Raw genomic sequence first — 21,739 nt, forward strand, 5'->3', positions numbered from 1 at the left:
GCCTTCACGACCCTGCCAACGCCCGTGTTCTTGCCTACATATTGGGGTAGTTCGGCCCGTCGCCGCCCTGCGGTGTAGTCCAGGTGATGTTCTGGCTGGGATCCTTGATGTCACAGGTCTTGCAGTGAACACAGTTCTGGAAGTTGATCACGAATCGCGGCCCGTCTTCATCCTCGACCATCTCATAGACGCCTGCGGGGCAGTAACGCTGTGCCGGCTCGTCGAATTTGGGCAGGTTGACCTTAACCGGGATGTCCGGGTCGGCCAGTTTCAGATGGCAAGGCTGGCTTTCCTCGTGATTGGTGGCCGCAAACGATACGTTCGTCAGGCGGTCAAAGGACAGTGTGCCATCGGGTTTCGGGTAGTCGATGGGTTGATGCTTGCTGGCATCTTCGGTCGATTCCGCGTCGTTCTTGCCGTGGCCCAGCGTGCCCAACAGCGAGAAGCCCAGCGTATTGGTCCACATGTCCATACCGCCCAGTACCAGGCTGGCGGTCAGGCCGTATTTCGACCAAAGAGGTTTGACGTTGCGCACCTTCTTCAGATCCGAGCCGATTGCACCATCGCGAACGTTGGCCTCATAAGCGGTCAGCTCATCACCCGAACGCTCGGCCTTGATGGCATCATAGGCGGCCTCGGCCGCGGCCTTGCCTGACAGCATCGCGTTGTGGTTGCCCTTGATGCGCGGCACGTTGACCATGCCCGCCGAGCAACCCAACAGCGCAACACCCGGTGCGACCAGTTTCGGCATCGACTGGTAGCCACCCTCGGTGATCGCGCGGGCACCATAAGCCACACGCTTGCCGCCCTTAAGCAGGTCAGCCACCATCGGGTGATGCTTGAAGCGCTGGAATTCCATGTAGGGGTACAGGTGCGGGTTTTTGTAGTTCAGGTGAACCACAAAGCCGACATAGACCTGATTGTTTTCAAGGTGATAGATGAACGACCCGCCACCCGCGTTGCTGCCCAGCGGCCAGCCCATGGTGTGCGTGACGCTGCCTTCTTTGTGCTTGGCCGGATCAATCTCCCAGATCTCTTTCATGCCAACGCCGTATTTCTGCGGCTCTTTACCGGCAGACAGGTCGTATTTGGCGATGACTTCCTTGGACAGTGAGCCGCGCACGCCTTCCGACAGGAAGACATATTTGCCATGCAGTTCCATGCCCGGCTCGGTGTTGGGGCCGTAGGATCCGTCTGGCTCCAGACCAAATACACCGGCTACAACGCCTTTGACTTCACCGTTCTCACCGTAGACCAGCTCGGAACAGGCCATGCCGGGGAAGATTTCGACGCCTAGTTCTTCGGCCTGCTCTGCCATCCAGCGGCAGACATTGCCCATCGAGACGATGTAGTTGCCGTGGTTGTTCATCAGCGGCGGCATCGGGAAATTGGGGATGCGGATCTTGCCAGCCTCGCCCAGCATGTAGAAATTGTCTTCATGCACAGGCACGTTCAGCGGGGCACCCTTTTCCTTCCAATCGGGGATCAGAGCATCCAGACCACAAGGGTCCAGCACCGCACCCGACAGGATATGCGCACCCACTTCCGAACCCTTCTCTAGAACCACGACGTTCAGGTCGGCATCCAGCTGTTTCAGACGGATGGCCGCAGACAGGCCCGCAGGGCCAGCACCCACGATCACCACGTCATATTCCATCGCTTCGCGTTCAATCTCGGCCATCGCGGGCTCCTTAGCTAACTTTCCGAATTGGCGCTTTCTTCATGCGGTCGGCGCAATATTGTTTCACGGCTGATTACATGGTCATAAAGACTTTGGTCAATCGAAACACGGCGTAACAACGCCGCTATTCGACACTTCAGGCTTCGGGTGCGTCCCCCATGAGGTATCTGGGACCGCTACCATGGGATTTGGCCCTGTCATCGGGGTTGTAAAGCTTGCATTTCGGCAGGCTGAGGCAGCCGCAACCGATACATCCATCCAGATTGTCGCGCAGTCGCATCAGCGTATCGATTCGCTGATCCAGATGCGTGCGCAGCCGTTCGCTGATACTCTTCCAGTCCTGAGGCGTCGGTGTGCGGTTTCCTGGCAAGCCCGACAATACCTCGCGGATCTCGGGCAAAGTCAGACCGAATTGCTGCGCGATCATCACAAAGCTTAGCCGTCGGATATCGGCGCGCTGATAACGCCGCTGCCCACCCGCGTTACGCCATGGAGATATCAAACCTTGCGCCTCGTAGTATCGGATCGCCGACACCGCCAACCCGGTGCGCCGGGCCAATGCTCCAATCGCCAGACCTTCCGAAACAACCATTACATCCTCCCAAAGAAATCTCTTGACCTAAAGTTAGGTTTAGAAATTACAGTGAGTCGGGACAAGCCTCAAATTGGAAGGAGAATCCCATGATGGCGACGCTGGAACATACTAATTTCACGGTCCGCGACCCAAAGGCATCTGCGGCGTGGATGCAGAAAGTCTTCGACTGGAAAACACGCTGGGAAGGCCCTGCCATTGCCGGTGGCTATACGGTGCATGTGGGCAGCCCGCATACCTATCTGGCACTCTACGCCCCCGGCGATCCCAAGCCATCAGGCGAAAGCAGCTATGATTACGTGGGCGGCTTGAACCATGTAGGTGTGCTGGTCGAGGATATCGACGCCACCGAGGAAAAGGTCCGCAAAGCGGGATTTGAACCGCACAACCACGCAGACTATGAGCCAGGCAAGCGATTCTATTTCGAAGATGACAATGGCATCGAATTCGAAGTGGTTCAGTATGATTGAGATGCTGTGGCTTGGGCACGAAGCCAGCCGTTGGCGAAGTGGAGAATTGTTGGGACAGCGCCACAGGCGCACCCGCCCCCCGGAACGGCGGCGCTAAGTTGCGAGTTTACTGACAACGCACACCTCCCCTCTTGCAATTCACGCCTCATTTGGGTCAGGTAATTGCCAACCCATCCTTCGCCCCGACGCTATTGTGCGGCGGGGCGTAACAATTTCTGCGTGGACGACAAGACAATGGAAAAGATCCCCATGACGCCTTCGGGCAATGCCGCGCTCGAGGCAGAGCTGAAGAATCTGAAATCCGTCGAGCGCCCGGCGATCATCGAGGCGATTGCCTCAGCCCGCGAACTGGGCGACCTGAAAGAAAACGCCGAATACCACTCGGCGCGCGAAAAGCAGGGCTTTATCGAAGGCCGCATCAAAGAGCTTGAAGGCATCCTGTCGCTGGCAGATGTCATTGATCCGGCCAAACTGTCAGGGGCTATCAAGTTCGGCGCGAAGGTCACGTTGGTGGATGAAGATACCGACGAAGAAAAGACCTGGCAGATCGTGGGTGAGTATGAGGCCAATATCGAAGCGGGCCTTCTGAACATCAAATCCCCCATCGCCCGCGCCCTGATTGGCAAAGAAGAAGGCGATAGTGTCGAGGTCCGCACCCCCGGAGGCGTGCGCTCTTATGAAGTTCTGAATATCGAATACGCCTGACCGGAGCGTTTGTCATGTCAGGGTCTGAACCTGAGCAAGAACCCGAGAAACCCACCTCGCTGGGTATCTACGACCGTCCGGCGCACCGTTCGGTCACCGAGATCGAGATTGCAGCAGTTGTTCTCAGCCTGATCTGGCTGGTGGTGTCGGTCGTGTTTCTGGTACTGCCCGGCGGGCAACAAGGAGGGTTCATCGTCACCTTCCTGGCGGTGTTCATGCCGGTCGCAATGATCTGGGTCGCAGCCCTTGCGATGCGCGCCAGCCGAGTGATGCGCGAAGAAAGCGCCCGCCTGCAGACAGCCATCGATGCGATCCGCAACAGCTATGTCGTTCAGCAACAACGCGCGGCCAGCACGTATGAGCCGACGGTCGGCAAGAAACTGGATGAAATCGCCGAAAGCGCAAAAAAGACCGAGAGCGCGCTGGCGACATTCTCGACCAATCGCGGTGAACCCGGGCGCACCCAAAGGCCCGCGCCGGACATGGCCAATCAGACTTCGTTGGAACTTGGCACCTCAGCGGAAGAAATTGCGCCCCCGTTGCCCACCGACATCTTTATCCGCGCCCTGAACTTCCCCGAGACGCAAAGCGATGCCGAGGGATTTAACGCGCTGCGGCTTGCATTGAAAGATCGCAAGACCTCGAAACTTGTGCAGGCCTCACAAGATGTTCTGACCCTTCTCAGCCAGGAAGGCATCTATATGGATGACCTGCGCCCCGATATGGCCCGACCCGAAGTCTGGCGGCAATTTGCCCAAGGCGCGCGCGGGCGGTCGGTGGCTGCCTTGGGTGGCATTCGGGACCGTTCGTCACTGGCGCTGACTGCGGCGCGGATGAAACAGGATCCGATCTTTCGCGATGCCGCACACCATTTCCTGCGCCGCTTTGACCATATGATCGTCGAGTTCGAACCTAATGCCAGCGATGCCGAGCTTACAGCTCTGGGCGAAACCCGCACAGCGCGTGCCTTCATGCTGGTGGGACGTGTCGCAGGGACGTTCGATTAAAGCCCAAAACTCCCGTAGGGTATGAACCTCACCAGATCGCCGGGCTTGATATCGCGGGCACCGTCCTCGATTTCGACCAAGCCTTCGGCCCAGCTCAGCCCGCTGATCCGGCCAGATCCTTCCGAATGGAATACCTCGGCCTGTCCTTCACGGATGCGCGCCCGCAGGTATTCCCGGCGACCCGGTTTCTTGTGCTTTTTGAACGCGGCGGGCACGTCGAAGCCTTGCGGCTCTTGCCAGCCTGCACCGGCCAGCAGGTTCAGTGCTGGGCAGGCAAAGATCAACGTGCAAACCAGTGCTGCCACCGGATTGCCCGGCAAGCCAAACACCGGCGTCTGATCCCACATGCCCAGCGCCAAAGGCCGCCCGGGTTTTAGTGCGATGCGCCATTCCTGCATCGCCCCGGCCTCTCGCAACAATGCCGAGACGTGATCTTCATCGCCGGCGGAGGCGCCGCCACTGGTAAGGATTACATCCACTTGCTGAGCTGCGCGATCCAAATGCTGTTTCAGCGCCGCGCGATCATCCTCGGCGCGCCCAAGATCAACCGATTTGAATCCAATCCGCTCGGCCAGTGACAGCAGCATCGGACGATTGGCATCATAAATCTGCCCCAGTCCGGCGCTGTCACCCGGCTCGACCAGCTCATCCCCGGTCGATAGCACTCCGACCCGCAAAACCTTGCGGACAGAAACCTCAGTCAGACCAACCGCCGACAAAAGCGCCAGATCCGTTGGTGTTAAACGCCGCCCAACTGGCAAGGTCAGCGCGCCTTCAACCACGTCTTCGCCTGCCTTTCGCGTGTTCGCGCCCTGTTTTAACGGACCTCGGAATGCAATGTGCCCCTGATCAAAGGTCACATCCTCTTCCAATATGACCGTATTAACACCCTTTGGCAGTGCAGCTCCGGTAAGAATGCGTATCGCATGGCCCTCTGGGACCTCACCGTCAAAGGGTACACCCGCGGCCGCCCGGCCCTCTACCAAAGGCATGACACAGGGTCCGTCCGGCACCGGACCGGCAAATCCGTACCCATCGACAGCGGTGTTGGGCTGAGGCGGGTTTGATCGTTTGGCCGACACGTCCACCGCCAGAACTCGGCCCGCCGCCCGCATCACGGGCACGTTTTCAACCCCAGCTACAACCGACAATCTGTCTCGCAAAAGCGCCAGAGCCTCATCAACGGGTGTCCAGTTCACCCCTGCAGGCAAGGCGAAACAATCATTGCGCAAGGGCGGAGGTGAGATATCCGGCGTGCTCATAATCCGACCTCTTCCAGGATAAAATCTGCAATGGCCGCCGTATCATCCAGATCAAACACCGGGCAATCCAATTCCAAAGGCGTATCACTTGCAACCGCGCGAACCGTGTCATCATCCGTGGCGATCAGCGGATTTTCGGGTTCTGCGCGAAACGCTTCGATCTTGGGGTGACGCTCGCGCTTGAAGCCTTCGATCAACACCAGATCGACCGGAGACAAACGCGGCAGCAAGGTGTCCAGCTTCGGCTCGGGCGCACCGCGCAACTCCTGCATCAGTGCGATCCGCTGGCCGGATGCCAACAGCACTTCGGACGCACCCGCCGCGCGATGCCGCTGGCTGTCGGTACCCGGCTGGTCGACGTCGACGGAATGATGCGCATGTTTAACGGTGGAAACGGTATACCCACGTCCGGTGATTTCAGCCACCAGCCGTTCCACTAGGCCGGTTTTGCCCGCGTTTTTCCAACCGGTGACGCCGTAGACCCTCATACCTGCTCCAACAAGGTTTCAGCGCGGGCCAGATCATCGGGAGTGTTGACGTTGAAGAACGGATCAAACGGCTGGGCCGAAAACAGCGCCTCTCGCCCATCATGCTGGTCAGTCCACAGGACAACCTTGCGCAATCCAGCGTTCAACGCTTCCCTCAGATCATCGCGCAATACTACCGGCCAGAGCCCAAAGGTCGGATGCCGATTGATCCGCTTGCCGCCGCCGGATTTTAATGCCTCGTCACTCGTGCGCGGGGTGGTTGCCAGAACAAGGGGGTATTTCTGCCCTTTGGATGCGTTCACCAGTTGCGCCACAAGATCATGCGGAAAGAACGGAGTATCCGCCGCAACCGTCACGATAGATTGAGCGCCCTGTTCAGCGGCCCAATCAAGCCCGGCCAAAACGCCTGCCAGCGGTCCTGCAAAGCCCTCGATCGAGTCCGAAACAACCGGCAAGTTCAAGCGAGCAAACCGTTCGGCATCGCCGTTGGCGTTCAAAGCCAACCCGCCGACCTGAGGGCGCAGCCTGTCTATCACCCGATCCAGCAGGCTAACCCCGCCGATCTGCAACAGCCCTTTATCGCCGCCTCCCATTCGCGTTGCGAGGCCGCCTGCCAGAATAACCCCCAGCGGTTTTTGCGACTGTTCAGCCATCGGCACTTTTCCTGCGATGTTTTTTGTCCTCAATCGCCACGCTCGACGGATCAACATCGCGCACCAATCGGTCTTCGCCCGACAAACACACGAACCGCTGCCCGCGCATCCGGCCGATCAGAGTCAAACCGACCTCGCGCGCGATCTCGACGCCCCAGGCGGTGAACCCCGATCGCGAAGCGAGAACAGGGATGCCCATCATTGCCGTTTTGATCACCATTTCCGAAGTCAAACGACCGGTCGTATAGAGGATCTTGTCAGACGCGCTCGCACCCTCGGAGAGCATCCAGCCTGCGATCTTGTCGACCGCGTTATGGCGGCCCACGTCTTCCATATAGACCAACGGGTGGCTTTCATGACAAAGCACCGTGCCATGGATGGCACCCGCCTCAAGGTACAGAGACGGGGTGCGGTTGATCTTCGACGCCAACTCATACAGCCACGAGGTGCGCAGCGAGACCTGTGGCAGGCGCACGTCCTCTAGCCCCTCCATCATGTCTCCGAACACAGTGCCTACTGCGCAACCGCTGGTACGGGTCTTCTTCTTCAGCTTGTCCTCGTATGAGGTCTCACGCGCGGTACGCACGACCACGGTTTCCAGATCGTCGTCATAGTCGACCCGAGTAATTTCATCATCTGCAAGCAGCATCCCCTGATTACGCAGAAACCCGAGCGCAAGGTATTCGGGATAGTCGCCGATGGTCATTGCCGTCACGATTTCCTGCGAGTTGAGGAAAATGGTCAGCGGGCGTTCCTCGACCACTGAGATCTGACTTATCTCACCATTCTGGTCCACACCCTCGACACCGCGCGTCAGGCGGGCAGCCCCCGGATCGGGCGCAATGAGGTAGTCTGACAGGTCGATCTCCGTGGCCAATTGCAACCCCTTCCCAAGACGGCTACTGCTGCTCGCGTCACCATAGGATTTAGCCATGGCCTCTGCCACATCCAAGTCATACTTCTGGAAAGGTTTTCGCGACGGGACGCCGTTTATCTTCGTCGCCATGCCCTTTGGCCTTCTGTTTGGTGTTTTTGCCACAGAAGCAGGGCTGGATATCATCCAGACGATGGCCTTTTCCGCCACGGTGTTTGCCGGCGCTGCTCAGTTCACCGCATTGCAATTGCTGCAGGACAATACACCAACGGTTATCGTTCTGATCTCGGCCCTGGCTGTGAACCTGCGGGTGGCCATGTATTCGGCTTCACTGACCCCTTATCTGGGGGCGGCTCCGCTGTGGCAACGGGCCCTTGGAGCCTATCTTATTGTTGATCAGTCTTACGCCTGTTCGATTGTCCGATTCGAGAAAGAACCGGATATGTCCGTGCCTCAGCGCATGGCGTACTTTGTCGGCTCGGTCACGCCGATCACGCCGCTTTGGATACTCGCCACTTATCTGGGTGCTGTTCTGGGGGCGCAGATTCCGGAAAGCTGGGCTCTGGATTTTGCGCTGCCGATCACGTTCTTGTCCATGATCGGACCAATGATGCGCACCATGGCGCATGTTGTAGCCGCGCTGGTGGCGATTGTTGTCGCCCTGCTGTGCGTGGCAGTGCCGTTCAATCTTGGACTGTTGATCGCAGGGATAGCCGGGATGATGGCAGGTGCACGGGCTGAATTGATGTTAGAGCGGAAAAAGTCATGACGCAGATCGACCCGACAACCATGTGGATCATCATCGTAGGTCTGGCGATAGGCAGCTACCTTCTGCGCTTTACCTTTATCGGGCTGGTTGGCGACCGCCCGATGCCGCCCTGGCTTCTGCGGCACCTGAGGTACACAGCAGTGGCGATTCTGCCTGCCCTGATCGCACCTTTGGTAGTCTGGCCCACGGCCACCGAAGGACAACCGGATATGCCGCGCATGGCGGCTGCGGCAGTTGCGTTGACGGTGGGAATTGTAACGAAGAACGTCATAGCGGCCATCTTTTCAGGGGCCGCCACGCTTTACGGCCTGCTTTACCTAGTTGGTTGAGACCGCTTCAAGCTGATTGAGGCGCGCATTGTTTTCCGCCAGCCCCTGCTGCAGATCAGCCGAGTCATTCTCACGATAGTCCGTGGTGACAACGCCTGGAATCTGACCAAACTGATCGGATAGCTTCACCGGGTAGAATGTTGTTTTGATTTGCTCGAACCCCGGGACCTGTTGCAGCAATTGCGAGGTCGAATTTGCACAAAAAGCCTGCGAAACCGGGCCCATCTGCTTGGCCAATTGCAGCGCGATCTCGGCCTGCTGCGGCGTCACTTCGATCGTCTGAATACGGGCATAATGCGTCTCGCGCGCATGACTGCTACGATAGGCGCGTTCGACATTTGGCGTGATGCCATAAAGGACATCATTCTTGATCGGCACCACATCCGCCCGGAACGATCCGGCAGGATCAAATATGACCCGCTCGCTCCCGCTGATCATCAGCGACGTGTGTGCCCCCGACCCGGTGCGCGTGCTGATCATGGTATAGAGCGTCAGCGTCGATGGCCCCGGATCACGATAGGACCGGGCCACGATTTCCGAGGGATCAGCCTGCGGGCGCTGCGATCCCGCGCAACCCGCAACTGTCACTGCCAGCAGGCAGGCAATCAGAATCCTGAACAAGAGATGCGCCTCGTGTACCGTTTAGGCCGCAAAGACCGCCAGGAACAGGCAAAGGAGTACAATTGCCACCACGCACCACGTGGTGAATTTGATGAAACCGTCAAAGGTTTTTGTTTGAACGGTGATGTCCATCTCGCCGTGCTTGTGATCAGCCATGTTTATTAGAATCCCAATTCGCGTATTTGAAATGTTGGATAATGCAAAACTCAGGGCCTGTCACGACGTCATTCGCGCGCAGTTGGTCCAAAAATCGTGCAGCCTGGATAACCAAACCCCCAGCGCCAGGGCAACCCGCTGCAGGGACCGCCCCCAAAACGTACCGCCATGTACATCGCTTCAGACGTGATCGAATGGACCGAGCGGATTTGATCCGGCGTCATATCATAGCGTTCGGCATATTCATCAGCATGGCTTTCGCCGTGGGTTTTGACACAGGCGCGCAAGGTGTCATCGGCAGCGAGGCGGGCGTCATAACTGGCCCCAGCCTGCGACGCGCCACCTGCGTTGTGATAGGCGCGATCGTGAGTAACGCAGCAGTACTCCCATGGCGGGTGTTCTTCATAAAGCAGACTGAACTTCGGAAAGGTCTCGGCAACCATACGCCAGCTGGAAGATAATCCGCCCGAACAGCCGTCCGTTTCGAAGGGGGTCAGTTCAGCGCCGTCTATCGTGTCGGCCAACGCCCGGTGAGCGGGCATTTCCACGCTACGCATCAGGTCCTGCGCAGCTGCAGGCAGCGCGCAACAGACCAGAAGGGCGGCCAGTCTATGGTTCCGCATCACGCATCTCGGCAGTATCAATGGACAATCCGAATGTCGTCGCCAACCATAGCATCAGACGCTCGCCCGGTCCCATCTCGGCACGAACACGCAGTACTTCGCGAGCCATGGCAGGACGATCGGTGATCAGCCCGTCGACCCCCATCGATGCCATGGCCGACATCTGTAGCGGGTCATTCACCGTCCATACATAGATGTCCTTGCCCGCCTCATGGACCGAGCGGATCAGACCCGGAGATACCGTCGCCGCGTTTACGGCCACAAAATCGCCCTCAAGCCCCGACAGATTGCCGATGGCGGTCGCGGCCAGAACGCCTGCCCGCCAATCGGGGCGCAGCGCTTTCATCTTCTGCACGGCCGGATATTTCAATGACATGGTGGCGATGTCATCCTGCATATCCAGCTCCTCGACAATCGTGGCAACTCGGTTTTCCAGGTCGACGTCATGGCCATAGTATTTCAGCTCGATGATGACCTTGGATTTGCCCTTCGCAGCTTCCAGAACATCCCGCAGCGTGGGCGTCCGTTCCGAAGCATATTCGGGGCCGAACCAGCTGCCGATATCGATCTCGGCTATATCCTCCATGGTTGCGTCCCAGACCTTGAGCGGCACACCCGCCAGTTTCATGAAATCACTGTCATGCGCGATGATGACCACACCATCCGCAGTCTCCTGAACGTCGATCTCAACCCAATCGGCGCCATCTTCGATAGCCTTCAACACTGCCGCCATGGTATTTTCCGGCCTTATCGCCGCCGCACCCCTATGACCAATGACATCCGCATGATCGGAGGCCTGAATGCGGACCAGCAACTCCTGCCCGGACCAGAGCCCGATCAGCAGGGCGATTGCCGCGCCACCGACCACAGCGTAAAGCGGCGCGCGCAGGTTGCCGGGTTCGGGATGAGGGACCTCTCGGCCCTGTGTGTCGAAGAACCCATCCAGCAGAACCGCCAATGCTCCCAGAGCGACGGCTGCAAGCACAAGCCCAGCCAGCGACCAGAGGCCCGCTACGATCATACTGAAGATCAGCGCAAAGCGCAGGTTCGTGCTTTCCTGCAACGGCACCAGATCGAACAACAGTCCGGCCACAAAGGCAATCAGTGCAGCGATCACGAGACGCATCGCAAGCCAAAGGCCAAGCTCGATCTTGAGGCGACCGCGTTTGCCTTCCATTCGATCCGTGCTGGCGGAGAAGGCCTCGGCGGGTTTGCAGCCCTCAAATAATACAAGATGCAGCGACAGCGCCCAGGCCGAGAGCCTGCGGATCAGAACCCAAGCCAGACACAGCACCACAAATCCGATCAGCACTACCGCCACCCAGAATGAAGGCGGGTGGAAGGTGAGGTAGTAGTTGATGTCGTATTCAGTCAGCATCCACCAGGCGATCAGGCCAGCCACGGCGACAAAAGGCAGCGCAAGTACCAGCACACGCAAAATGAACCGTGCGGCAAAGCCGAAAAGCGCAGGTAAACGCGTCAGGATCAACCGGATGGAAGCACTGCCCGCGCGCCAAGGGTCACGCTCACCCATCCGCAATGATCCGGCCATGACCGAGAAGACAAAGACCTCGGCCAGTAAGAACAGGCTGAGAACTACAACCGCCGCGATGAAGCCTGCTGGTGACAGCAGGAACATCGCAATGTCCTGATCCGTCAGCGCCGATTGATCAGACAATGAGACAGCAAGATTGACGGCGATGGCAACGCCCGGAGCGATCAGTGCAACCAGCAGCAACCGGACGGCGACATAAACAGGCACAAACACGCGCCGCCGCGCCCATGCGCCCCGGTAGGCAGTTGTAACGGCTGAGAAATTGGTCACGCGGTTGCCTCCTGAATGGTCTATCCATTCAAGGCTGCGTAAGTGTGAATTGCAAGAGTGGGCGTCAGCTTTCTTCCAGATCAGCCGCCAGCCGGAAACCAATGCGGTTGGCTGGTTTATCCTCGATCGATTTCGGCAAGGCACGTAGCATCACATTCAACTGGCTGACATGCTGGACGAGCTGCGTTTTGGCGCCGCCTCCGTCCGAGCCATAGAAGGTAATCACATCCGGATCGAAATAGCCCATGCCCTCGATCCGCATTACACCGGCATCACCACCGGTAAATCCCATGGCAACCTCGTGATCGCCATCCAGAGTCTTCTCGAAATTCTGAATATACATGATCAGCCGCTCATAGGCCCATTGAGCAGGGCTTTTGCTTTCGACCGGCTTTTGCAATGGCTTGGGCAAATCCTTGTTCCCCGATGCCGCTTCAGGGTTGGCGTGCACCTCATAGCACCGCGGCAACGCCGCAGATTCCGCTGCCTCGGCTGAGGTTTCGATCTTGTCCATTGCTCTACCCTTTGCGCTGATATTCCCAAGCTCCGTCCGCGCGCCGCGTCCGGGCGACAGCTCCAATGTGGTAGAGATGGTTCATATGTGCAACCGCCTCGACCAGCGCGAGACCGTATTCCCCGCCCCTGATCTGGCGCTTGAACAGCGGGGCAAAGCACTCGGCGGCGGTTTTGGGTTGATCGAGATCGTTCAGCAGACGCTCCAGCGCGCCGTGGTGGTTATCGATCAACTGCCGCATGCGGATCGGCAACCCGGTGAACGGCAGTTTGTGCCCGCCCAAAACCAAATGATCGGGCCGGGCCAGCGGTTGCAGGCGTTCGCAAGCCTCCAACCAGTCGGCCACCGGATCGGCCATCGGCTCGGTGGCATAGACGCCCAAGTTGGAACTGATCGAACTGAGGATCTGATCGCCGGTCAGCACCAGATTGTCCTCGCGGCTCCAGAAGGTGCAATGCTCGGGCGCATGGCCGTTGCCCATGTGAACATCCCAGTCGCGGCCACCCATGCGGATCACGTCGCCCTGTTTGACACGGGTAAATCCCAGCGGCATAGGGTACACGGCGTCGGCAAAGTTGAACGGACGCTCGGCCATCCGACCGGCCAGCACGTCCGGATCCATCCCCGCGCTGCGGTAATAGTCCAACGTTTCCTTCGGCCAATTCTCTTGCACATCCAGCGTCAGCATACGCGCGAACAACCATGCGGTACGACTGGTGACCAGTTCCGCGCCATGCTCGGACTGGAACCAGCCCGCATTGCCGACATGGTCAGGATGGTGATGAGTCACGACAACGCGACGGACGGGTTTGCCAGCCAATGGCCCTTCCATCAGGGTCTGCCAGATTCCCCGTGTTTTCTTTGAAGAAAGCCCTGTGTCGACTATGGTCCAACCGTCGCCATCATCCAATGCATAGACATTCACATGATCCAGCGCCATCGGCAAAGGCAGCCTGATCCACAGAACTCCTTCTGCAACTTCGACCCATTCGCCAGGAGCGGGTGGTTCCTCCCACGGATATCGCATCACTTGCGGAGCCTCGCCATCCATCAAACCGCCAGTTCCTCTGGGCTGAGGGCATAGAGGTCATCCGCCCCGTTCTGCGCCTGCGCAAGCAAGCCCGTATGTTCAGGCAGCAGCACATTGATATAATAACGTGCCAACTTGGCGCGCGGTCCATCGGGATCGGCTAGCGCCGCTGACAAATGGTAATGCCCGCCCAGAACCCGCGCGAACGCTTTTAGATACGAAGCCGCGCCAGCAAACCGGTTGTTCATATCCGATTGAGCAACGAGCCACTCCGTCGCTTCCCGCAGCGACTCGGAAGCTTCCCAAACAGGACCAGCAAGTTCAGGCATCGTGGCGCGCGCCTTCTCAGCTTGATCCTCGATCTCATCCAGAAGGTTCGAGGCCGCCTCACCCCCATCCATCATCTTGCGCGCTACGAGGTCCATGGCCTGAATACCATTGGTGCCCTCGTAGATCGCGGTCACACGGGCATCGCGATAATATTGTGCAGCACCAGTTTCTTCGATGAAGCCCATGCCACCATGCACTTGAACGCCGGTCTCGGAAACGCGCATGCCGGTCTCGGTGCCAAAAGCCTTGCAGATCGGCGTCAGCAGCGCCGCACGTGCCGCCCAATCGGCCTCACCCGTGGCCTGCGCCATGTCGATTGCAGCTGCATTGGCCAGCATGATCGCCCGCGCCGCAAACACATCCGCGCGCATCGACATCAGCATCCGCCGCACATCCGCATGGTCGATGATCGTGCCCGAGGGCGTCTTGCCCTGCTTACGCTCCAACGCATAGGCCAACGCGTGTTGATAAGCGCCCTCGGCGACGCCCACACCTTCGCCACCAACGCCCAAACGCGCGTTGTTCATCATGGTGAACATCGCGGCCATCCCGCCATGTTCCTTGCCGACCAGCCAGCCTCTGGCCCCGTCATATTGCATCACGCAGGTCGGCGAGCCGTGCAGGCCCATCTTGTGTTCCAGCGAGACCACCTTGAGGTCATTGGCCACGCCGGGGTTGCCGTTCTCGTCGGGGATGTATTTCGGCACCAGAAACAGTGAAATCCCTTTGGTTCCCGGAACACCGTCTGGCAGGCGGGCCAGAACAAGATGGCAGACATTCTCGGCAAAGTCGTTGTCGCCCCAAGAGATATAGATCTTCTGCCCGGTCACCGAATAGGTGCCGTCGCCATTGTCTTCGGCTTTCGAGGTCAGCGCGCCCACATCCGATCCGGCCTGCGGTTCGGTCAGGTTCATGGTGCCTGACCATTCACCCGCCATCATCTTGGGCAGATAGAGCGCTTTCAGCTCATCACTCGCGTGATGCTCCAACGCTTCGATCTGGCCTTGGGTCATCAAGGGGGCCAATTGCAGCGACAGGCAAGCAGCGCTCATCATCTCATTCACGGCGGTGGTCATGGTCATGGGCAGACCCATACCACCATATTCGGGATCGCCGCTCATCCCGATCCAGCCGCCTTCGGCAATCGCCCTCCAGCCCTCGGCATAGCCCGGAGAGGTCCGCAGCACGCCGTTCTCCAGCCGCGCGGGTTCCAGATCACCAGGGCGTTGAAGCGGGGCCATGATCTCTTCGCACATCTTCCCGGCTTCGGTCAGAATGGCGCTAACCACATCCTCGCTGGCTTCCGAGAACTTTTCGGTCGCGGCGATCTGGTCAAAGCCGATCACGTTGCGGAACAGGAATTCATAGTCTGAGATCGGGGCACGATAGGGCATGGTTTCCCTCTGGTTCTGGCAAGTTGTCAGCGTGGGGTTGGAATCCCGGCCCCACGCCGGTATTCATTTGGGCTGGCACGATTACCTACCGTTACCTGAACTGCAAGCAACCAAAACGCGGCGTCACGATCCATGACCCTTCTCGGTACTCAAGACTTACCAGCAAACGCCGACGGGCTCGCCAAGGCCGCTGACCTGTTGCGGCAGGGGCTGCTGGTCGCTTTCCCGACCGAGACCGTCTATGGACTGGGTGGCGATGCACGGAACGGCGAGGCTGTGGCCGCGATCTATGAAGCCAAGGGGCGACCCAGTTTTAACCCACTGATCGCCCATGTCGCCTCAACCGAGACCGCAAAACGCTTCGTCGAATGGACCGATCAGGCTGATTTGTTGGCTGATGCCTTCTGGCCCGGACCGTTAACTCTGGTTCTTCCTCTGCGCCCCGATCACGGGATTTCGTCGCTGGTCACAGCTGGTTTGGATACTCTGGCCGTTCGCGTGCCTGCGCATCCCACAGCGCACGCTTTACTGACCGCTTTTGACGGTCCTGTGGCAGCGCCATCGGCAAACCCCTCTGGTCAGATCAGCCCAACGACGGCGGCCCATGTCCGAGCGGGGCTGGAGGGACGCATAGCCGCAGTTCTGGACGATGGGCCGTGCGGTGTCGGGCTTGAGTCCACTATTGTGGGTCTGGCCGGCACCCCTGCCCTGTTGCGTCCAGGTGGTGTCGCATTGGAACAAATCGAAGAGGTTCTAAAGGCAGAACTGCATCACCACCAACCCGGCGATCTGCTTACCGCGCCGGGGCAGTTGCAATCCCACTACGCGCCGGACGCGCCGGTGCGGCTGAACGCCCGGTCACGGCAGGGGGACGAGGTGTTGCTGGGTTTTGGCCCTGTTGATTGTGATCTGAACCTCTCCAGCACCTGCAACCTGCCCGAGGCCGCCGCCAGCCTGTTTGCCGCCCTTCACAAACTTAACGATACCGGTCGGCCAATCGCCGTATCACCCATTCCCCATCACGGATTAGGTGCGGCCATCAACGACCGTCTACGCCGCGCAGCAGCCCCTCGCGATTAGGCGCGGCCTGCACTGGCTGAAAGGGTCAGCGGATCAACACCAAGCGTAGCCAAAGCCGCCTCCCATTTCTCGTCATCAGGGACATCAAAGACCAGTTTCGACGACGCATCAGTCGTTAACCAACCATTCATCGCGATCTCATCTTCCAACTGACCCGGCCCCCAGCCGGAATAACCTAAAGTCAGCATCGAATTCAGCGGGCCCTTGCCCGACGCCAGATCCTCGAGCACATCCAGCGTTGCGGTCATGCTGAAATCTTCGGAAATCTGCATTGAATGCAGATTCGCCTCGTAATCTGCGCTATGCAGGACAAAGCCACGCGACATCTCGACCGGGCCGCCAAACTGCACCAGCCGTTCGCCAATTACGGGTATCCGACACGGGATGTTGAGCTGTTCCAGCAAGGTCTTGATCCGCAAGTCCGAAGGCTTATTCACGATCAATCCCATCGCGCCGTCATCACCATGGCTGCAGATATAGACGACCGAATGCTCGAATCGCGGGTCGCCCATTCCGGGCATCGCAATCAACAGTTTTCCCGTAAGGTCCATCAGCAGATATCTCTTGCGCCATAGGATATCCCTAGAATGACCCTGTGAACCGGGGAATGGCAAGGGATCAGCCGGGATTTCCGTGCATTTCACAGAAGTGACCGGAACGTGACTTGGCAATCACGACCGGAATGCGCATGTTCTGCATATGAAAGCGCTTTGCAAATCTGCTGCAGCCGTGCTGGCCGTCAGCCTTTGTTTTGGTGCCCCCGCCACTGCGCAGGGGGTTGATAATCTGGTTCAGCTTGAGGTGTTGGACGGCGGCAAAACCGCCGAAGGTACCTATCAGGGGGCCTTGCGTCTAAAGCTCAAGGACGGGTGGAAGACCTATTGGCGCGCACCCGGCGATGCGGGCATTCCGCCGCAGTTTGATTGGAAAGGCTCTCGCAATATTGCAGACATAGCCTTCACATGGCCCGCGCCGCATGTGTTTGATCAGAACGGGCTGCGCTCGGTCGGGTATGAGGATCAACTTGTACTGCCCGTTGAAATTACGCCTAAGAACCCTGCCAAACCCGTGCGTTTGCGCGGCGAGATGGACTTGGGCGTGTGTAAGGATGTCTGCGTGCCGGGTCGGTTGGAATTCGATCACACAATGGATGCCGACGCTGCACGCAATCCGGCCATCGCCGCAGCCCTCGCCCAGCGCCCGTTTTCCGAACGCGAAGCAGGCGTGGCGGATGCGACGTGCCAATTGACTCCCACTGCAGACGGAATGCGGATCGAGGCGCGTATCACCATGCCTTCAGCGGGCGGGTCCGAATTCGCCGTCATTGAACCAGGAAACCCGGCACTCTGGGCATCGCAGCCCGATACACGCCGTCAGGGCAACACCCTGATCGCAAGCTCGGAGATTATCGGCGCCTCCGGCGGGCCATTTGCGCTGGATCGGTCCGAAGTGCGCATCACGGTTCTGGGGGCAAACCACGCTGTCGATATCCAAGGATGCAGCGCAGGCTGACCGGATGAGCCAGACCCCAAAGATCGGTGCCTTGGCTGTCGTGCTGCACGATGGCCAGGTACTTTTGGTGCAACGCAGCAAGCAACCCGATCAGGGGCTGTGGGGCTTTCCAGGCGGCCATGTGGAATGGGGTGAAACGGTTCTGGACGCCGCCACCCGCGAGCTGCGGGAAGAGACCGGTGTGATTGCTGAGCCTTTGGTCTATCTCGACAATCTCGACCTTTTGCTGCGCGATGATAGCGGGCAGACCCGGGCGCACTACCTGCTGGTCGGAGTTGCGTGTCGCTATGTAACCGGCACGCCTGTCGCTGCAGACGACGCGCAGGACGCTCAGTGGTTTCCGGTGGACCAGATCACCAGCGGCGACCTGCCAATGAGCGACCGCGTTCCCGATCTTTTGCGGCGTGCTTTAGAGATGGATCAAGCCTCGACCCGATCCGACAAGCGTGCATAAAGCACGCTGGACAGCACCACACCCACCAGCAGGATTACGGTCGCACCCGCCACGAAAACGCCAAAGCCCATTTGCAGCACACTTGGACCTTCGGCGGCGGGGTAGAGACCCGAGAGCAGCACCAACGGCGCACCTGTCACTACGGGCCAGATCATCGAGGCACCCAGCCAGATCGCCAACGCTGCGCCCGTTGCGCGCACGGCATTGCGCACCACCCTGTCCGGCGCTCGCAAGGCCCGTCTCATCGATGTCATCGGGCGTGAGATGTCGTTCAGGATGGCCAGCAATGCAGGCACTAGCAGCAGGATCAGGGCCATGCCAAAGCCCAGCCCATAGACCAGTGTGATCACGGTCGGTTTCAAAAACTGCGCCTGCTGCGAACTTTCATACATCAAGGGCGTCAGCCCCAGTACCGTGGTCAGCGTGGTCAGCATCACAGGCCGCAAACGATCTGCCGTACCTTCTACGATTGACGGCACCAACCCGCGCTCTTTCCGGTATCCGTCGATTGTGGTCACCAGAACAATCGAGTCGTTGATGATGATCCCGGTCATGCCCAACAGGCCGACGACGGTGAACATGCTTAACGGCACGCCCCACAGGTAATGCCCCCAGATCGCGCCCACGAGGCCAAAGGGAATGATCGCCATGACCACCAAGGGCCTTGTCCAACTGGCAAAGACCCAAGCCAATACCAGATAAATTCCGGTCAGACACAGGATCAGGCCTGTGCGGGCCTCGGACAGGAATTCATCCTCCTGCTCACTCAGGCCAGCCATGCGCCATTCGACCTGCCGTTCGGCGGCGATGTTTGGCAATATCTCTTCGCGCATGGCGCGGGCGATTTCGGCAGCCTGCGCCGGGTCGTCCTCGGAAATATCACCATTCACCGAGATGACCCGCAGACCATTTTCGCGCCGGACGGTCGAGAAACCCGATTTACGCTCGACCGAGACGATATCGGCGAGCGGGACATAAACGCCATCCGGAGTCCGCATCAATGTGCGTTCGAGAAAATCAGCAGTCAGTTCGCCCTCGGGCAATTCGATCCGAATCTCGGTGCTACGCGGACCATCCGGGAAGGTCGCGGCCTCAATCCCGTTCAGCCGGTTTCGCAACACGCGGCCCAGTGTTTCGATGCGGAAACCCAGCGCCTGGCCCTGCGCGGTGAGGTCCAGAATGAACTCTTCCTTGTCATAGGCGAGGTTATCCTCGAGCGCTGAAACTTCAGGGTATTTCGCGAGTTCCGCCTGGAGGTCCTCGGATGCAGATTTCAACGTGTTCACATCCGCACCGTAGAACTGCACGTCAATCGCATCGCCACCGGGCCCTGAACGCCAACCACGGAAGCTAAGCAGCTCAACCTTCGGGTGGCGCGGCACGAAATCCTGCAGCTCGCCCACAAATTCAAAGCTGGAATAGGGGCGCAAGTCGGCATCGATCAGCTCGATCGAGATGCCGCCCAGCAAATCGTCATCCTTACCGTCCGCCGCGCGCAGCCCCCATCCGGCCGAACCGCCAACCTCGGCTAGAACGTATTCGATCGGGTTGCGGCCATGGCGTTCTTCGTAAACCTGACCCAGTTCTTCCGTGGCCTTCTGGACCATGCGCATCATTTCCAGCGTCTCAGCGCGCGTCGCCCCTTCGACCATGATGAAATTGCCAGTGACCGAGCCGCGTTCCGGTGCGTTGAAGAACCGCCAATTCACATCGCCCCGAATGAACAGAGCAATCTGGCTGGCCAGTATCACCACCATCAGTGCAACAACCACATACCGTGCCCAGACCACCCAAGCGACCAGCGGGCGGAACAGGTGGTCGCGCACCCAGCGGAAGCCCTTGTTCACAACCCGGTTGGGCCAGTCATACCAATGCTCCTTAGCCGAATGCGCGATGGCATGGGCCATATGGTTCGGCAGGATCAGGAAGCATTCGATCAGTGAGGCAATCAGGACAGCGATAACGGTGAACGGGATGTCTCGGATCAGCTCTCCGAAGCGGCCACCGATGGCGGTGAGACCAAAGAAGGCGATGACCGTGGTCACTGTTGCAGCAAACACCGGCATCGCCATACGGCGGGCAGCGCGTTCTGCAGCTACGATTGGCGCTTCGCCCAAACGGCGGGCACGGAAATCGGCGTGCTCTCCCACGACGATGGCGTCATCAACCACGATGCCCAAGGTAATAATCAAACCGAACAGAGACACCATGTTCAGCGACAACCCGCCCAGATACATCAGCGCAATCGCCGCAGACATTGCCACCGGAATACCGGCAGCCACCCAGAAAGCGATGCGGGCGTTCAGAAACAGGAAGAGTAGACAAACCACCAGCCCAAGCCCGACCAGCCCATTGTCGACCAGAATATCCAGTCGGTCGGTGATCGCTTGTGCGCGGGTGCGGATCAGCTCAACCGTGATACCTTCGGGCAGGCTGGCCTGCATCTCGGCCACGACGTCCTCGACATCGCGCTGAATTCCGATGGCATCGCCCAAATTGGACCGGTCGACGCGGATCGACATCGCCGGATTGTCACCGACGAAATAGCTGCGGTTGCGCGTGACCCCTTCGACCCGAATTTCAGCCACATCGCCCACAACCAGCTTTGAGCCATCGGCAAAGTTGCGCAGGGCGATGCCTTCGATCTCTTCCGGGGTGCGTTTCTCAACACCTGTCCGAATACGCGCATTGGCACCTGTGACATCGCCCGCGGGGTTCGCGGTGACTTCTGCCGCAATGGCCTCGGCAATATCCGAAAGCGAGGTATCATTGGCGATCAACTGTGCGGTGGGGACTTCGACCACCACACGCGGCGCGGCCAGTCCCCGGATCGTTGTCCGCGTGACACCAACCGCAAACAGGCGGCTTATCAATTCATCGGTGAATTTGGCCAGTTGTTCAGCTTCGATGGGCCCCGTGATGACCACATCCGTGACACGATCCCGCCAAGCGCCGCGCCTGATGGTTGGTTCCTCGGCGTCTTCGGGCAGGTTGGTGACGCTATCGACGGCGGTCCGGACCTCCTCAACCGCGCGAGACATGTCCCAGTTCGGCTCAAACTCCAGCCGGACCTGCGCAGTTCCCTCACGTGAGGTCGATTCAGTACTGGCAACACCCTCAACCGCCAGTAACGCAGGTTCCAGCAATTGGACGATGCCATTGTCGACATCCTCGGGGCCTGCGCCGTCCCATTGAACGTTCACATCGACGCGTTCGAGAATCACATCAGGAAAGAACTGTGCCCGCATGTTGGGGATCGCGGCGGCCCCCAGCACCAGCATGATCAGCAGCAACAGATTGGCCGCAGTCCGGTGCCGGGTGAAATAGCTGAGGATACCGCCCGCCGCGTTGGGAATGTCGCGGATCATCG

At 59.1% G+C, this 21,739-nt stretch carries 23 protein-coding genes; 8 read left to right on the forward strand and 15 right to left on the reverse strand.

Annotated features, from left to right (window positions below; all coding sequences use genetic code 11):
• Positions 1–34: 34 nt before the first annotated feature.
• A complete protein-coding gene (locus tag AC1DFB_RS12705) occupies positions 35–1,681 on the reverse strand; it encodes an electron transfer flavoprotein-ubiquinone oxidoreductase (RefSeq protein WP_170513865.1) in 1,647 nt (548 codons plus the stop codon).
• 136 nt (positions 1,682–1,817) lie between these two features.
• The gene (soxR, locus tag AC1DFB_RS12710) at positions 1,818–2,273 is read right to left on the reverse strand and encodes a redox-sensitive transcriptional activator SoxR (protein ID WP_170395726.1); all 456 of its coding nucleotides are present in this window, start codon (positions 2,271–2,273) and stop codon (positions 1,818–1,820) included.
• Positions 2,274–2,362: 89 nt separating this feature from the next.
• On the opposite strand from soxR, the gene AC1DFB_RS12715 reads away from it, so the two are divergent.
• The 3 genes from AC1DFB_RS12715 to AC1DFB_RS12725 all read left to right on the forward strand — a co-directional run bounded on the left by AC1DFB_RS12715 (position 2,363) and on the right by AC1DFB_RS12725 (position 4,455).
• Positions 2,363–2,743, forward strand: coding sequence for a VOC family protein (locus AC1DFB_RS12715; RefSeq protein WP_170513859.1), 381 nt, complete (start codon positions 2,363–2,365; stop codon positions 2,741–2,743).
• A 234-nt stretch (positions 2,744–2,977) separates the two neighbouring features.
• Positions 2,978–3,448 carry a transcription elongation factor GreA gene (gene greA, locus AC1DFB_RS12720; RefSeq protein ID WP_170408364.1) on the forward strand — a complete coding sequence of 157 codons (471 nt, stop codon included), beginning with the start codon at positions 2,978–2,980 and terminating at the stop codon, positions 3,446–3,448.
• A 14-nt stretch (positions 3,449–3,462) separates the two neighbouring features.
• On the forward strand, positions 3,463–4,455 hold the full coding sequence (locus AC1DFB_RS12725) for a hypothetical protein (protein ID WP_170513856.1): 993 nt from the start codon (positions 3,463–3,465) through the stop codon (positions 4,453–4,455).
• Here AC1DFB_RS12725 and AC1DFB_RS12730 read toward each other — a convergent pair.
• The 4 genes from AC1DFB_RS12730 to AC1DFB_RS12745 are packed head-to-tail and all read right to left on the reverse strand — an operon-like array spanning position 4,452 to position 7,792.
• Positions 4,452–5,717 carry a molybdenum cofactor synthesis domain-containing protein gene (locus AC1DFB_RS12730; RefSeq protein WP_170408366.1) on the reverse strand — a complete coding sequence of 422 codons (1,266 nt, stop codon included), beginning with the start codon at positions 5,715–5,717 and terminating at the stop codon, positions 4,452–4,454. The two genes, AC1DFB_RS12725 and AC1DFB_RS12730, sit on opposite strands and share 4 nt — an antisense overlap.
• Positions 5,714–6,205: a molybdopterin-guanine dinucleotide biosynthesis protein B gene (mobB, locus tag AC1DFB_RS12735; RefSeq protein WP_170408367.1), complete on the reverse strand. Its 492-nt coding sequence runs from the start codon at positions 6,203–6,205 to the stop codon at positions 5,714–5,716. The genes AC1DFB_RS12730 and mobB overlap by 4 nt, the downstream gene beginning before the upstream one ends.
• Entirely contained in the window at positions 6,202–6,858 is a 657-nt protein-coding gene (mobA, locus tag AC1DFB_RS12740; RefSeq protein ID WP_480921389.1) for a molybdenum cofactor guanylyltransferase MobA, read from the reverse strand. The genes mobB and mobA overlap by 4 nt, the downstream gene beginning before the upstream one ends.
• Complete coding sequence (locus tag AC1DFB_RS12745) at positions 6,851–7,792, reverse strand: formate dehydrogenase accessory sulfurtransferase FdhD (RefSeq protein ID WP_480921390.1); 942 nt, start codon at positions 7,790–7,792, stop codon at positions 6,851–6,853. Before AC1DFB_RS12745 ends, mobA begins: the two co-directional genes overlap by 8 nt.
• Here AC1DFB_RS12745 and AC1DFB_RS12750 point away from each other — a divergent pair.
• Complete coding sequence (locus AC1DFB_RS12750; RefSeq protein WP_170408370.1) at positions 7,791–8,501, forward strand: AzlC family ABC transporter permease; 711 nt, start codon at positions 7,791–7,793, stop codon at positions 8,499–8,501. The two genes, AC1DFB_RS12745 and AC1DFB_RS12750, sit on opposite strands and share 2 nt — an antisense overlap.
• On the forward strand, positions 8,498–8,830 hold the full coding sequence (locus tag AC1DFB_RS12755) for an AzlD domain-containing protein (protein ID WP_170395711.1): 333 nt from the start codon (positions 8,498–8,500) through the stop codon (positions 8,828–8,830). The genes AC1DFB_RS12750 and AC1DFB_RS12755 overlap by 4 nt, the downstream gene beginning before the upstream one ends.
• Here AC1DFB_RS12755 and AC1DFB_RS12760 read toward each other — a convergent pair.
• From AC1DFB_RS12760 to AC1DFB_RS12790, 7 genes are all read right to left on the reverse strand, one after another.
• On the reverse strand, positions 8,819–9,451 hold the full coding sequence (locus AC1DFB_RS12760; RefSeq protein WP_170395709.1) for a hypothetical protein: 633 nt from the start codon (positions 9,449–9,451) through the stop codon (positions 8,819–8,821). The two genes, AC1DFB_RS12755 and AC1DFB_RS12760, sit on opposite strands and share 12 nt — an antisense overlap.
• 21 nt (positions 9,452–9,472) lie before the next feature.
• A complete protein-coding gene (locus AC1DFB_RS12765) occupies positions 9,473–9,607 on the reverse strand; it encodes an aa3-type cytochrome c oxidase subunit IV (protein ID WP_170395707.1) in 135 nt (44 codons plus the stop codon).
• 68 nt (positions 9,608–9,675) lie between these two features.
• The gene (locus AC1DFB_RS12770; protein ID WP_480921391.1) at positions 9,676–10,230 is read right to left on the reverse strand and encodes a hypothetical protein; all 555 of its coding nucleotides are present in this window, start codon (positions 10,228–10,230) and stop codon (positions 9,676–9,678) included.
• Complete coding sequence (locus AC1DFB_RS12775; protein ID WP_480921392.1) at positions 10,217–12,055, reverse strand: glycerophosphodiester phosphodiesterase family protein; 1,839 nt, start codon at positions 12,053–12,055, stop codon at positions 10,217–10,219. Before AC1DFB_RS12775 ends, AC1DFB_RS12770 begins: the two co-directional genes overlap by 14 nt.
• Positions 12,056–12,119: 64 nt before the next feature.
• Entirely contained in the window at positions 12,120–12,569 is a 450-nt protein-coding gene (locus AC1DFB_RS12780; RefSeq protein ID WP_170395701.1) for a DUF6173 family protein, read from the reverse strand.
• A gap of 4 nt (positions 12,570–12,573) precedes the next feature.
• Complete coding sequence (locus tag AC1DFB_RS12785; RefSeq protein WP_480761779.1) at positions 12,574–13,620, reverse strand: MBL fold metallo-hydrolase; 1,047 nt, start codon at positions 13,618–13,620, stop codon at positions 12,574–12,576.
• Complete coding sequence (locus tag AC1DFB_RS12790; RefSeq protein ID WP_480921393.1) at positions 13,620–15,323, reverse strand: acyl-CoA dehydrogenase family protein; 1,704 nt, start codon at positions 15,321–15,323, stop codon at positions 13,620–13,622. The genes AC1DFB_RS12785 and AC1DFB_RS12790 overlap by 1 nt, the downstream gene beginning before the upstream one ends.
• Before the next feature lie 132 nt (positions 15,324–15,455).
• Here AC1DFB_RS12790 and AC1DFB_RS12795 point away from each other — a divergent pair, with 132 nt between their 5' ends.
• On the forward strand, positions 15,456–16,403 hold the full coding sequence (locus tag AC1DFB_RS12795) for an L-threonylcarbamoyladenylate synthase (protein WP_170612828.1): 948 nt from the start codon (positions 15,456–15,458) through the stop codon (positions 16,401–16,403).
• Here AC1DFB_RS12795 and AC1DFB_RS12800 read toward each other — a convergent pair.
• Positions 16,400–16,954 carry a YqgE/AlgH family protein gene (locus tag AC1DFB_RS12800; RefSeq protein ID WP_170395693.1) on the reverse strand — a complete coding sequence of 185 codons (555 nt, stop codon included), beginning with the start codon at positions 16,952–16,954 and terminating at the stop codon, positions 16,400–16,402. The genes AC1DFB_RS12795 and AC1DFB_RS12800 overlap by 4 nt on opposite strands.
• A 148-nt stretch (positions 16,955–17,102) precedes the next feature.
• Here AC1DFB_RS12800 and AC1DFB_RS12805 point away from each other — a divergent pair, with 148 nt between their 5' ends.
• Both AC1DFB_RS12805 and AC1DFB_RS12810 read left to right on the forward strand, forming a co-directional pair.
• Positions 17,103–17,915: a protein-disulfide reductase DsbD domain-containing protein gene (locus AC1DFB_RS12805; RefSeq protein WP_170395691.1), complete on the forward strand. Its 813-nt coding sequence runs from the start codon at positions 17,103–17,105 to the stop codon at positions 17,913–17,915.
• Positions 17,916–17,919: 4 nt separating this feature from the next.
• Positions 17,920–18,369, forward strand: a complete 450-nt coding sequence (locus AC1DFB_RS12810; protein ID WP_170612826.1) for an NUDIX hydrolase — start codon at positions 17,920–17,922, stop codon at positions 18,367–18,369.
• On the opposite strand, the gene AC1DFB_RS12815 is transcribed toward AC1DFB_RS12810, so the two are convergent.
• On the reverse strand, positions 18,336–21,737 hold the full coding sequence (locus AC1DFB_RS12815) for an efflux RND transporter permease subunit (protein WP_480921394.1): 3,402 nt from the start codon (positions 21,735–21,737) through the stop codon (positions 18,336–18,338). The two genes, AC1DFB_RS12810 and AC1DFB_RS12815, sit on opposite strands and share 34 nt — an antisense overlap.
• Between the last annotated feature and the right edge of the window lie 2 nt (positions 21,738–21,739).

Source organism: Ruegeria sp. S84, assembly GCF_056583445.1.

Bases quoted from the DNA above. Each gene is read 5' to 3' on its own strand.
- AC1DFB_RS12715 (WP_170513859.1), top strand. From the start codon at position 2,363: ATGATGGCGACGCTGGAACATACTAATTTCACGGTCCGCGACCCAAAG.
- AC1DFB_RS12795 (WP_170612828.1), top strand. From the start codon at position 15,456: ATGACCCTTCTCGGTACTCAAGACTTACCAGCAAACGCCGACGGGCTC.
- mobB (WP_170408367.1), bottom strand. From the start codon at position 6,205: ATGAGGGTCTACGGCGTCACCGGTTGGAAAAACGCGGGCAAAACCGGC.
- AC1DFB_RS12785 (WP_480761779.1), bottom strand. From the start codon at position 13,620: ATGGATGGCGAGGCTCCGCAAGTGATGCGATATCCGTGGGAGGAACCA.
- AC1DFB_RS12765 (WP_170395707.1), bottom strand. From the start codon at position 9,607: ATGGCTGATCACAAGCACGGCGAGATGGACATCACCGTTCAAACAAAA.
- AC1DFB_RS12725 (WP_170513856.1), top strand. From the start codon at position 3,463: ATGTCAGGGTCTGAACCTGAGCAAGAACCCGAGAAACCCACCTCGCTG.
- AC1DFB_RS12805 (WP_170395691.1), top strand. From the start codon at position 17,103: ATGAAAGCGCTTTGCAAATCTGCTGCAGCCGTGCTGGCCGTCAGCCTT.
- soxR (WP_170395726.1), bottom strand. From the start codon at position 2,273: ATGGTTGTTTCGGAAGGTCTGGCGATTGGAGCATTGGCCCGGCGCACC.
- AC1DFB_RS12810 (WP_170612826.1), top strand. From the start codon at position 17,920: ATGAGCCAGACCCCAAAGATCGGTGCCTTGGCTGTCGTGCTGCACGAT.
- AC1DFB_RS12800 (WP_170395693.1), bottom strand. From the start codon at position 16,954: ATGGACCTTACGGGAAAACTGTTGATTGCGATGCCCGGAATGGGCGAC.
- AC1DFB_RS12790 (WP_480921393.1), bottom strand. From the start codon at position 15,323: ATGCCCTATCGTGCCCCGATCTCAGACTATGAATTCCTGTTCCGCAAC.
- AC1DFB_RS12780 (WP_170395701.1), bottom strand. From the start codon at position 12,569: ATGGACAAGATCGAAACCTCAGCCGAGGCAGCGGAATCTGCGGCGTTG.
- AC1DFB_RS12730 (WP_170408366.1), bottom strand. From the start codon at position 5,717: ATGAGCACGCCGGATATCTCACCTCCGCCCTTGCGCAATGATTGTTTC.
- AC1DFB_RS12745 (WP_480921390.1), bottom strand. From the start codon at position 7,792: ATGGCTAAATCCTATGGTGACGCGAGCAGCAGTAGCCGTCTTGGGAAG.
- AC1DFB_RS12750 (WP_170408370.1), top strand. From the start codon at position 7,791: ATGGCCTCTGCCACATCCAAGTCATACTTCTGGAAAGGTTTTCGCGAC.
- greA (WP_170408364.1), top strand. From the start codon at position 2,978: ATGGAAAAGATCCCCATGACGCCTTCGGGCAATGCCGCGCTCGAGGCA.
- AC1DFB_RS12815 (WP_480921394.1), bottom strand. From the start codon at position 21,737: ATGATCCGCGACATTCCCAACGCGGCGGGCGGTATCCTCAGCTATTTC.
- AC1DFB_RS12705 (WP_170513865.1), bottom strand. From the start codon at position 1,681: ATGGCCGAGATTGAACGCGAAGCGATGGAATATGACGTGGTGATCGTG.
- AC1DFB_RS12770 (WP_480921391.1), bottom strand. From the start codon at position 10,230: ATGCGGAACCATAGACTGGCCGCCCTTCTGGTCTGTTGCGCGCTGCCT.
- mobA (WP_480921389.1), bottom strand. From the start codon at position 6,858: ATGGCTGAACAGTCGCAAAAACCGCTGGGGGTTATTCTGGCAGGCGGC.
- AC1DFB_RS12755 (WP_170395711.1), top strand. From the start codon at position 8,498: ATGACGCAGATCGACCCGACAACCATGTGGATCATCATCGTAGGTCTG.